The following is an 11438-nucleotide window of genomic DNA, read 5'->3' as shown; positions in this document are numbered from 1 at the left end:
GTAGAGGGTGTGAACAACCGAATAAAGACGCTGAACAAAGTCGCCTATGGGTATCGTGATTGGGAATTTTTTGAGTTAAAAATCAAAGCCAGTCATGAGGCGAAGTATCGATTTTCCGGATGAACCGATAATCCACAAAACGCAAGCAAACAGCATAGGGACAAAGGTGTACAGCTGCTGTGTAAACCCCCATCTTCGTTTCAGTGAAATCAGCATAGGACTGGTGAAGAACATGAAAAGTAGATAGAAGATTGCGTAGCGTTCTCCCAGCCAAAACAGAAAGAAAACGTTAAGCAAAAAATGGATCAATATATTCTTTTTACGAATCTTGAGCTTCAAAGCCAATAAGATCGAAAATAAAGCAGCTATCAGCAAAAACATAACGCACCAAATGAGAATAATTATCGTTAAATGAATTATACGCGTGACTAGTGCTCTGTCTAGCTATCGATTTAATAGGCATCGGCTTATCCATTCCCTCAAATTATGATCAAACGAATTTAACCCTGTTATTGAGTATCTTCTTTCTAAACGTTTGCGTAATCGCTAACCTTCTCTTAACCTTGATTTGAGGCTTTCATCACGGAATTTCCATTGATATAGTCAATGTAGACAAAACAAGATTAGACCATTCGAGGCACGGAGCTTCCTCACTTATCTCAAGAAGAGAAGAATTGGTACCGACATATTCGGCAAGATTTAAGAGGGTCAAATTATGGAAATGAATATGGTTGAAATTCTAGGCTACGCGGCTTCAATCATGGTGGCGATTTCGCTAACGATGAAAGACATTGTGCGTCTTCGCGTCCTTAACTTTATCGGCTGTGGACTGTTTACTGCTTACGGTCTGATGATCGATGCATGGCCAGTGGTTGTAACCAACGGCTTTATTGCATGTGTCAACGTGTACTTTCTTGCGAAAATGCAACAGGAAAAAAAAACTCTGACGCCTGAGAAAGCCTAATTGCCACGGCAAGCGAATTAGAAAAGCCCCTGACACACGTTCAGGGGCTTTTTGTTTCCAGCCATGGTTGTTAGTGATATTGCTGTTGCTCGATAACTCGTTGATTTAGCAATCTTGCCAGATAAGCTCTATCTCTTCGCGGCGAGAAAACATCTGTACGTGCGAGGCGATCGTCGCTTTTTGCCTCTCCAGTTTTTCTTCATCTTCCGCACAACAAATAATGGTTAAGCTCGATGTCACTTCGTCCACTTGCATCAACGACGTGCCCACAGGGAAATTCACTTCACCTTGAAATTCATCCCATTGGGCGGGGACTTTTCGCGCAAAATGACGACAAAGAGTCACCAGATATTTGCCTGCGTGCTTAGAGAAAATACGCGTTTGTTGTTTTAGCATGCTTTGCTCACTGGCTGGGACAAAACGAATTGCCCCAGCTGCGTTGGTTATTTAGGTTGTTAGAATTGGTAGGCCGCAGAAAGTTTGATGTTTCGGCCCGGTTCGTAGTCGTCTAAGGTAAATCCTCTGGCAACCCCAGAGCGAGACGCGTGCGAGGTGTAGGTCTCATCAAACAGATTGTCGATACCAAAGGTCACGGTCAAACCATCGACTTTCTGCGGGATCCACTGCGCGTAGAGATTGTGAGTGTTGTACGCTTCTTTCACTGGTGCGCCAGCCGAGACGTTGTCTTCCTCAAGTACCAACATTGAGCTCCACCCCAATAGCACATCCCATGACGCTGCATAGTAATCTAGGTTAAGTGCGATACTATCACCCACATCCATACTGCGTAGATTTGGCGCTAATACTACACCACCTGTCTGTTTGTTCTTGATATCAGATTTGGCGTAGGAAAGCTTACCGTTGAAAGCGTCATAACCGTATGAAACGGCCGCTTCGAAACCTTTGATCTCCACATCAGCCATGTTGTAGTAAAGGTATGACTCTGTAGCCTTATCGTACGCTTCGGCTATATAGTCATCAATATCGGTTTTAAACAGCGTCAGATTGGCGCCAAACGCGTGTTTATCGACACGCTGATTAAATTTCACACCCCCTTGCGTGTTTTGCCCGGTTTCCGCTTTAATATCATCGGCGAGGTAAGCAACGTCTTGAAAAGCGACAAAGGTTTCCATCAGTTCAGGGCCTTTGAACAAGGAGCGAGTGCTGGCAAATACGCTCCAAGTGTCGCTTGCTTGCCACTCGGTAGCTAGAGCCCAAGTCACATCATCAAACTTATGAGTTCCTGTTGTTGCTTCGCGTTTATAGTCGTCTGAGCGCAGACCTGCGGTGATGGAGAAACGCTCCGTCAACCAAACTTGATCCTCCACAAACAGGGCGAAAGACTTGGCACTTTCTTTCATAAATTGCTTACCAACATAGGTTGATGACGAGGTTTTATCCATGTAATCAAAACCGTATGTCAGCGCATTTCTGCGCTCAGCCAGGTCAAAATTCGATACAAACTTCGCATTTACACCATCGTTTTGGTTTTCCGCCGAGTTTTTGCCAACTCGGTTAAGTTGCCATTGTCCTGCCATGACAGATTCATCACGCGTAATTTTGGTTTTAGTGGTGTAGAGCGTCACTTTGCCTTGATGTTTGTCACCGCGCAGTTCATAACCCAACGTCACCGTGTCACGGTTGTACTCCGTCGGAATCAACTTATCCTGAGACAAGCCTTGGTTTGCACCGCCCGACATATCAGGTCTTGGGCTGTAATCGCCCTCATCACGATACAAATCGTAGCTCAGTTCCAAGCGATGCAGATTGCTGATCTCATAGCCTAACTTACCGAGAATATTGTAAACATCACCCGCACTACCAAACGTGGTGTCGCCATTTCCGTCTTTGAAATCATCACGGGTCACATAGTTGGCATACAGCATGTAATCAAGCGGCTCACCGAGCAGGCCGTAAAGTGTCAGTGATCTCTGCTGGCTGTCATTGCTGGCGTAGCCGCCATACACACGAACACCAAACGACTCGTCATAGCGCAACAAATCACGAGCATCTTTGGTTTCAAAATAGACTGAGCCACCTAGCCCGTTTTGGGCAACAGAGTTGTTCCCCACTTGAATCTCCGCCGCTTTTAAGATATCTGGGTTAAGCGTTAAGTTACCAACGTGGTGAAACATGTTGGCATGTTGTGATGCACCGTCCAAACGAATATCCAGATCCGTTTCCCCAAGACCACGAATTGTGATGCGCTGGTTCACGGAGTGCGTTCCACCGACATCCACGCCCGGGATCTCGCGCAGCAGATCCGACATATGATCCGCTTGCTTTAGTGAGATGTCGTCCGACACCATAGATTCTGTGTTGCTGGAAACGTGCGTTCCCCAAACAACGACGCGTTCATCACTTGCATTTTCTTGAGCAAAACTGTGCCCTGACATAATCAGACCGATTGCCAGACAAAGAGCAGAAGGTCGGAACTGACGATTATGACGTTTTTCCATTTAAAAGATTCCAATTTAAAATAGCGTGATAATGATAATAATTCGCAGTTATGATAAGTTTCATTTCTATGAACAGGAAGCGGATTTGCTTATGCAAAATCGCCTTTGAGTTATGAGGAAAGGTCAAAATGGCGCGAGTGGTAGGAAATCGAGAAAGAAGAAGAAAAATTGCCCTAACCGAAGCAATTGGAGAACCAGGTCAACAACAAATTATTACCAAGGGAAACTCTGCCAATACGGTACTGGTTGAAGGCAAGTTTCTCAACTACCGCTACGCAGATTCAATTGCCTTGCAAGGCAGTGTCAGCACCGAACTCAAAGACAGCGAAATCGTCTCAACCGCGCAGCCATGCCTGAACTTGGTGTTTTTGCTCAGCGGCAAAGTAAAATTTGGTTTTGATAACCGCGAGTTTGAGCTCTGTGCTGTTGAACAGCCAAAAGCGATTGTGATCAATCTAGCCCAACCGACCACGTTCAGACGCACTCTGCTCGCCAACAATCAGATCAAAAAGCTCAATATTGCTATTCATCCCGATTGGTTAAAGCACCGTTTAAGCGGCGACGAACCAATTGCTCACTTTTTTTCGCATCATTTGGCTCATTGCGAGCTGCCTTTTGCAGAAAACATGGCAAAAGCCATCAGCGCCATCCTCGCTATGTCGGTCTGCGGCTCTTTACAGCAAAAGCTGCAACTGGAGTGCCAGTCTCATTGGTTAATCGAACAATCTCTAGGCTTACTTAACGAACAAAACTTCGAGCGTCCTACTTCAAAGCCACATCATGACTATCACAAAATCGAGCAGATCCTCTCCTACATTGATGCTAATTTGCACCAACCGCTCGACCTAACTCACTTGGCCAAGCGCTTTTCCATGAGCGTGTCCAATTTGCAACGCCACTTTAAACAGGCGCTCAACCTCACCATCAGCGGCTATATTCGTCATCGCCGTTTGAACATCGCCAAAATTCAGCTAGAACGCGGGTTGATCAGCGTCACCGAAGCAGCGTATGAGGCGGGCTATCATCATCCATCCAATTTCACCAATGCCTTTAAGCGTACATTCGGCATCACTCCCAATGAGATTGCACAAAAGCCGCTACTCAGTACAATCAAGGGAAACAGCGCAGCCTGAGGTAACGATGAATATTGGTGCAATTGCAAAGTTAACCGGATTATCCAGCAAATCGATCCGCATGTATGAAGAGAAGGGGCTGATATCGCCGCCGCTGCGCAGCGATTCAGGCTATCGCGAATATGGGGCAAAACACATTCAGGAACTCAACCTCATTTCTCGTGCTAAACAGGCAGGGTTTTCGCTGCAAGAGTGCAAAGAGTTTGTGCAATTGGCCGAGAATCCTGAGCGAAAGAGCAGCGAAGTCAAAGCAAGAACCAAAGAAAAACTGGCTGAAGTGGAACAGAAAATCGCCCATTTACAGGAAATCAAGCAGCAACTGGAGAGTTGGATCACCGCTTGTCCGGGAAATACCGACAGCCACTGCCCGATTTTAGACGATTTGACGCGCTAAGCTAGGCGTTCAATTCGAGTGGGTTCAAACGCGTTGAACCCACGGACAGGAATTAGTAGTAGGTGCACATCCGTTTGCCATGCTGCTCAATGACGTGAAAGGGCGTTTCGTAAATCTGTTCGAGAACCTGCGCTTGGATCACCTCATCAACCGGACCATTTGCCACAATCTTGCCCTGTTTGAGCGCGATGATGTTGTCGGAATAACAGGAAGCAAAGTTAATATCATGGATAACCACCACCACCGCTTTGTTCATCTCTCTGGCTAACTGACCAATCGTTCGCATGATTTGCAGCGAATGCCGAATATCGAGGTTGTTGAGTGGCTCATCGAGAAACACATAATCGGTATCTTGCGCAATTACCATGGCGATAAACGCGAGCTGACGCTGGCCACCGCTGAGCTCATCCAAATACTTGTGCTGAATTTCTTGCAGATCAAGATAGGCGACCGCTTGATCGATCTCCTGTTCATCTTGGGCGGTTAAACGCCCGCCACAGTGGGGAAAACGGCCAAAAGCGACCATTTCGCGAATGGTAAAACGCATGGTAATGCTGTTGGCCTGACGTAACACCGCCAATTTTTTTGCCAGCGCTTTGGTGTCCCAGTCACTCAACTCTTTGCAATCAATGAACACTGAACCGCCATCGCGCTGTGTCAGCCTAGAAGCCATTGAAAGCAATGTACTTTTACCTGCGCCATTGGGGCCAATAATCGAGGTAACTTTGCCTTTTTCAAACTGCGCACTGGCCTTATCCACAACGGTTTGTTTACCAAAATGTTTGGTGATTTTTTCTAAAGTAATCATAAGCTTTCTTAAACAATACGGTTACGCAGCAGCATGGAAATAAAGTACACGCCACCGATAAAATTGATGATCACACTCAAGGTGGTTTGAAACGCCAGCACGTTCTCCACCATCCATTGACCAACGAGCAGCGCACACACAGCAAAGAGCGCGCACCCTGGAAGCAAAATCGTATGGCGATAGGTACGGAAAATCTCCCTCGCTAAGTTCGTCACCAACAAACCAAAAAACATGATTGGGCCAACCAGCGCAGTGGAGATAGCAACCAACAGCGCACTGTAGAGCAGCACGCGCTTGGTGACACGGTCTACATCGATACCTAGGCTCACCGCGTTGTCTCTATCGAGCCAAAAAACATCCAACACGCGGCTCATTCTCAGCAGCAAGAAGGTCGCAAGCAACAACATCGGCGTGACAAACAATACCAAACCACCATCAACATGGTTAAAGCTGGCAAACATGCTTGCTTGCACAGTGGCAAAATCGTTCGGGTCCATGATCATCATGAAAAAGGCGGCCACGTTGGCAAATAGCTGACCAAGGATCAAGCCGACCAGCAACAACGTGATCAAGTTGCGTTCACCGCGTTGAAAATAAAAGCCAAACAACGCGATGGAAAACAGCACCATCACCACGGCGGAGAGCGTGAAGTTCAAATACACATTGAGAACGAGATGGCTAACGGTGCCAAAACCGACCACAATCAGCGTTTGAGTGAGCAAGTACAGATTATCGAAGCCTAAGATGCTCGGCGTCAGAATGCGGTTGTGTGTGACGGTTTGAAATACCAAGGAGGCTTGCGCAACCGCAATCCCCGCTAAGATCATCGCTAGCACTTTAGGGAAACGGCGTGAAAGGAAATAGTGATAATTATCAACCGTTAACCCTTTACCAAGAAACAGCACAGCGAAAACCAGTGCGATGAATAGCATCACCAAAAGCTTACTACGGTCAGACACGCTGCTTACCTCCGAGTAACAGATAAATAAACACGCCGCCACCAAGAATGGCAATCACCATCGAAATTGGTATTTCATATGGGAAGATAATCAGGCGTCCAATAATATCGCAGCACAGGACGATCAAAGCGCCATACAAGGCGGTAAGCGGAATGTTGCGGCGCAGATTGTCGCCATAAAAATGGCTGACTAGATTTGGTACGATCAAGCCCAAAAACGGCAGTTGCCCGACAATCATCACCACACTTGCGGTCATCACCGACACCAGCAGCACACCGATCACCACCACTTGCTGATAGTTGAGTCCTAGATTGATGGCAAACTCTTTTCCAAGGCCAACGGCAGAAATGCGCGTGGCATAGAGATAACTGAAAATGGCAACAGGCACAGCGATATACAGCAACTCGTAGTCGCCCTGTAACAGGTTGGCAAAGTTCGCGACAGACCAACCGGATAGATTCTGCATTGCATCATATTTGTAGGCGATAAAGTGGGCTGCCGATTCCATAACATTGCCGAAAATGATGCCCACCAACGGAACGAACACGGCGTTCTTAAACTGAATGTGCTGGATGAAAGAGACAAACATCAAGGTGCCAACCATGGCGCTACCAAACACCATCAGCCAACTGTTGCCATGGCCCAAAAGAACCAAACTGAGCACATAGCCGAACATAGTGCATTCAATCGTGCCAGAGGTGGATGGCGCAGCAAAACGGTTTTGACTTATCTGCTGCATGATTAGGCCAGCGATGCTCAGCCCTGCACCAGAAAGCAGAATGGCGAGCAAACGAGGGATTCGACTGGTAAACAATAAGTTGAGGGCTTCTTCATCGCCAGCGAGCAGCTTTTGGAGTGAGACATCGCCCACTCCAACAAACATTGACGCTAAAGCGCAAAAAAACACAACAAGCAATAACTTTTTCAAAGTTAACCTCTGCCTGTGTGGATTAAAGATTCACGGATTTCTTGATGTCAGCGATCATTTGCTCGGTCGCCGTCACACCAGCAATCGAAAGGTACCACGCATCGAGATCCAAATAGGTCATGCGTTTGTCCTGAAAAGCTTTAGTGGACTTGATGAGGGCGTTGTCAAACTCCTGAGCTGTTTTGCTTTCGCCTTTGTTGACTAACTTGTCTCGGTCAATGATCAACAGCGTGCTCGGGTTCGCTTTACTGATAAATTCATAGGAAACCAGATCACCATGACTGCCCGTTTTTAGCCCCGCCACCGTCTCTTTGAAACCAAAATCTTTGTAAATCGCTTCAAAGCGTGACTCAGAACCGAATGCCGTGATGTTGCCACCTGAGCTCATCACTGTCAGAGCGTCACTCTGATGCTGCTCGTTATAGGCGTGCAGCGCTTTAAACTGCTGGTCAAGTTGCTCAATTTTTTGCTCAACTTTATCGCTAATAGCAAACACTTGGCCGAGATTACGCCACTGCTGCTGCGTACTTTTCCAGTAACCTTGTTGTTGGTCGACTGCAAATACCACCGTAGGCGCAATTTCCGACAACTCTTTGTACTTAGTCGCCGCGCGAGGGCCAACAATAATCAGATCCGGCTTTTGCATGTAGATGGTTTCAAAATCCGGTTCAAAAAAACTGCCTGCAGAAACAAATTTCGCTTGCTGATATTTACTCAAGTAATTCGGAATGACCGACGCTTTCGCCACAGCAATCGGCTCAATACCGAAGTAGTCGACCGCGTCCAATGCACCGTTGCCGATCACCACAACCCGCTGTGGTACTTTAGATAAAGTGGTTTTGCCCATTTGATGTTCAATAGTGACTTCATGGGCTAAAGCTGTTGTAGAAAAGAGCCCAGTGACTAAAACCATACCTAAGTAGTTTTTCATATCATAAACCTTAATGAGACCGATTATCATGCGCGTTGGCAATATACAGATTGTCACACGGATATTCAACTCATCTCTTGCCATTCAGGAAAACGGTGCGGTTTACCACTCTGGAAAGTAAACAAAAGGAGCGGCTGTCGCTCAGCTACGCTCCTTGATTGTTCCTTGATGCCACCATGTGCTTGATCAGCGAGGGAAAGAGCAGAATATCCAGAAGTGCTCGCGAAAATAACCATATGCATTATGCTTGCCTGATTGCTTTTTAAAGCCCCACCCATTCTTGTCACACCAATAAAAGCCATAAAGACCAAATAGCGCATTGATTAAGTTTCACCGTTGACACCATTCTGACATTAGGTTGACCTATCGGTGAGCAATGATTAAGATCACGCGTTTAGCAAAGTACAGCAAAAGAGAAGCCGTAAACTCAGCGATTGACTCTGCTTTATTCCTTTTACAAAGACTTTGTTCCCCACTTTTTATTGCAACCTTTTATAGAGAATGAACATGTTACATACCATCAAGCGCGATTGGTTTTCCAATGTGCGAGGCGATTTGCTGGCGGGCCTCGTGGTGGCCCTAGCACTCGTTCCGGAAGCCATTGCGTTTTCGATCATTGCAGGCGTCGATCCGAAAGTCGGCCTTTATGCCTCTTTTAGTATTGCGGTGATCATCGCGTTTGTTGGCGGACGTCCGGGAATGATCTCAGCGGCGACCGGAGCCATGGCGCTCGTTATGGTGACCTTAGTCAAAGAACACGGCTTGCAATATTTGCTCGCTGCCACCGTCTTGACGGGAGTGATTCAGATCATCGCTGGCTACCTGCGACTGGGTGATCTGATGCGTTTTGTTTCCCGTTCCGTCGTCACGGGTTTTGTTAACGCGCTGGCTATTTTGATTTTTATGGCGCAATTGCCGGAATTGACCAACGTCACTTGGCACGTTTACGCCATGACCGCCGCTGGCCTCGGAATTATTTATCTGTTCCCGTACGTGCCTTATGTCGGCAAACTGCTCCCCTCACCTTTGGTGTGTATCATCTCCTTAACGGCAGTGGCCATCACGTTTGGCATTGATGTGCGCACCGTTGGTGATATGGGCGAGCTGCCCGACACTCTGCCGATTTTCCTCTGGCCCGATGTGCCGATGACACTCGAAACGCTGATGATCATTTTGCCTTATTCCTTTGCGCTGGCGATTGTTGGCCTGCTTGAATCGATGATGACCGCAACGATTGTCGATGACTTGACCGACACCAGCAGCGACAAGAACCGCGAGTGTAAAGGCCAAGGTATCGCCAACATCGCAACCGGTTTTATCGGCGGTATGGGCGGCTGTGCCATGATCGGCCAATCCATTATTAACGTGAAATCGGGTGGCCGTGGGCGTCTTTCGACCTTCTGCGCGGGCCTGTTCCTCATCATCTTTGTGGTGTTTTTGAGTGATTGGCTCAAGCAGATCCCAATGGCTGCGCTGGTTGCCGTGATGATCATGGTTTCGATTGGTACCTTCTCATGGAGTTCAGTCAAGGAGCTGAAAACCCACCCGCTGTCGACCAATATTGTGATGATCGCTACCGTCGCTGTCGTGGTCGTGACTCACAACCTAGCCATCGGTGTGTTTGTCGGCGTACTGCTCGCCTCTCTGTTCTTTGCCAATAAAATTGGCCGTTTCATGGTGGTGAAAAGCCAACTGGCTGAAAATGGCGAAGAGCGTACTTATCAGATTGTTGGACAAGTCTTTTTTGCCTCTTCAGATCAATTTTTGCAATCGTTCGACTTCAAAGAGGCGCTGGAGCGTGTCACTATCGATCTCTCAGCGGCGCATTTCTGGGACATTACGTCGGTTTCGTCTTTAGATCGCGTGGTGATTAAGTTCCGCCGCGAAGGCACCCAAGTGAATCTCATCGGCATGAACGAAGCCACCGCGACCATCGTGGATAAATTTGGCATTCACGATAAACCAGAAGAAGTAGAAAAACTCATGGGCGGACATTAAGGAGCACATCATGACCCATATTATCGCCTGTATCGATGGTTCAACTTACTCGCAGTCTGTCGCTGAGCTCGGCGCTTGGACGGCGAAAAGCCTTAACGCCCCGCTCACCCTGCTGCATGTGCTCGACAAATCAGAGCAAGAAACGACGAGTGAGCTGTCAGGCAACATCGGCCTTGGCAGTCGTGAGCACCTGCTGCAAGAGCTGATTGAACTGGATGAAAAGCGCGCCAAAGTCGCCCTACAGCATGGCAAAGCGCTGCTAAATGATCTGCAAGAGCAACTGCACAGCTCGGGTTTGCACGATGTGACTAAGCTGCAAAAACATGGCCATTTGTTGGAAACCTTACTGGATTTGGAAGCTGACACTCGCGTTTTAGTGGTGGGCAAGTCAGGCGATTTGCATAAAAACGATACCTTAGCGATCGGTTCACAACTCGAAAGCGTGGTTCGTTCAATCAAAGCCCATATCCTAGTGGCAACAGGCCAGTTTGTGCAGCCAACCAGCTACTTACTGGCGTTTGACGGTAGCGAAATAAGCCAGAAATTAGTCGAAAAAGCGCTCAAAACGCCACTGCTCGCAGGAATGGCTTGCCATTTGATCATGGTGGAAGATGCCAACGGTAAAGCGCAAGCGTTTAACCAAGCCGCCGCGACATTGCGTGAAAGCGGCATTGAGGTCACGCAAGCCACTTTGCAAGGCGACGTGCATCGCGCCATCTTAGATTATCAGCAACAGCATCAACTGGGCATGATTGTGATGGGCGCTTACGGCCACTCGAAATTGCGCCAGTTTTTCTTAGGCAGCAATACCACTCGGCTACTGGCCGAATCTCACGTGCCTATGTTGTTGATTCGTTGATGCCC

The 11438-nt window shown here is 47.6% G+C and carries 13 protein-coding genes; 6 read left to right on the top strand and 7 right to left on the bottom strand.

Annotated features, from left to right (window positions below; translation table 11 throughout):
• A partial coding sequence (locus UF06_RS23495) for a transposase (RefSeq protein WP_045569239.1) occupies positions 1-123 on the top strand: 123 nt, incomplete at its 5' end.
• Between the two features lie 592 nt (positions 124-715).
• Positions 716-964 carry a YgjV family protein gene (locus UF06_RS03310; RefSeq protein ID WP_039427357.1) on the top strand — a complete coding sequence of 83 codons (249 nt, stop codon included), beginning with the start codon at positions 716-718 and terminating at the stop codon, positions 962-964.
• Between the two features lie 105 nt (positions 965-1069).
• Here the strand turns inward: UF06_RS03310 and UF06_RS03305 are convergent, their stop codons facing one another.
• Both UF06_RS03305 and UF06_RS03300 read right to left on the bottom strand, forming a co-directional pair.
• Complete coding sequence (locus tag UF06_RS03305; RefSeq protein ID WP_045569167.1) at positions 1070-1360, bottom strand: DUF2218 domain-containing protein; 291 nt, start codon at positions 1358-1360, stop codon at positions 1070-1072.
• Positions 1361-1419: 59 nt separating this feature from the next.
• Positions 1420-3360: a TonB-dependent siderophore receptor gene (locus UF06_RS03300; protein WP_277914538.1), complete on the bottom strand. Its 1941-nt coding sequence runs from the start codon at positions 3358-3360 to the stop codon at positions 1420-1422.
• Between the two features lie 191 nt (positions 3361-3551).
• Between UF06_RS03300 and UF06_RS03295 the strand changes: the two genes are divergently transcribed.
• On the top strand, positions 3552-4556 hold the full coding sequence (locus UF06_RS03295) for an AraC family transcriptional regulator (protein WP_045569165.1): 1005 nt from the start codon (positions 3552-3554) through the stop codon (positions 4554-4556).
• A gap of 7 nt (positions 4557-4563) precedes the next feature.
• A complete protein-coding gene (gene cueR / locus UF06_RS03290; protein ID WP_039427353.1) occupies positions 4564-4950 on the top strand; it encodes a Cu(I)-responsive transcriptional regulator in 387 nt (128 codons plus the stop codon).
• A 52-nt stretch (positions 4951-5002) separates the two neighbouring features.
• On the opposite strand, the gene vctC is transcribed toward cueR, so the two are convergent.
• The 5 genes from vctC to UF06_RS03265 form a co-directional block, all read right to left on the bottom strand.
• Entirely contained in the window at positions 5003-5758 is a 756-nt protein-coding gene (gene vctC, locus UF06_RS03285) for an iron chelate ABC transporter ATP-binding protein VctC (RefSeq protein ID WP_045569164.1), read from the bottom strand.
• An 8-nt stretch (positions 5759-5766) separates the two neighbouring features.
• Positions 5767-6717 carry an iron chelate uptake ABC transporter family permease subunit gene (locus UF06_RS03280; RefSeq protein ID WP_045569163.1) on the bottom strand — a complete coding sequence of 317 codons (951 nt, stop codon included), beginning with the start codon at positions 6715-6717 and terminating at the stop codon, positions 5767-5769.
• Positions 6710-7645: an iron chelate uptake ABC transporter permease subunit VctD gene (gene vctD / locus UF06_RS03275; RefSeq protein WP_045569162.1), complete on the bottom strand. Its 936-nt coding sequence runs from the start codon at positions 7643-7645 to the stop codon at positions 6710-6712. Before vctD ends, UF06_RS03280 begins: the two co-directional genes overlap by 8 nt.
• Positions 7646-7667: 22 nt before the next feature.
• On the bottom strand, positions 7668-8576 hold the full coding sequence (locus tag UF06_RS03270; RefSeq protein ID WP_045569161.1) for a siderophore ABC transporter substrate-binding protein: 909 nt from the start codon (positions 8574-8576) through the stop codon (positions 7668-7670).
• A gap of 65 nt (positions 8577-8641) precedes the next feature.
• Positions 8642-8896, bottom strand: coding sequence for a hypothetical protein (locus UF06_RS03265; RefSeq protein WP_045569160.1), 255 nt, complete (start codon positions 8894-8896; stop codon positions 8642-8644).
• Between the two features lie 187 nt (positions 8897-9083).
• Between UF06_RS03265 and UF06_RS03260 the strand changes: the two genes are divergently transcribed.
• Both UF06_RS03260 and UF06_RS03255 read left to right on the top strand, forming a co-directional pair.
• Positions 9084-10574, top strand: a complete 1491-nt coding sequence (locus UF06_RS03260) for a SulP family inorganic anion transporter (RefSeq protein WP_039427345.1) — start codon at positions 9084-9086, stop codon at positions 10572-10574.
• A gap of 10 nt (positions 10575-10584) precedes the next feature.
• On the top strand, positions 10585-11433 hold the full coding sequence (locus UF06_RS03255) for a universal stress protein (RefSeq protein ID WP_045569159.1): 849 nt from the start codon (positions 10585-10587) through the stop codon (positions 11431-11433).
• The last annotated feature ends 5 nt before the right edge of the window (positions 11434-11438 follow it).

Origin of the sequence: Vibrio sp. S234-5 (assembly GCF_000960595.1) — a bacterium.
GTDB lineage: Bacteria > Pseudomonadota > Gammaproteobacteria > Enterobacterales > Vibrionaceae > Vibrio.
The sequence above is the reverse complement of the archived record's forward strand: the minus strand, read 5'-3'. Positions and strand labels throughout refer to the sequence as shown.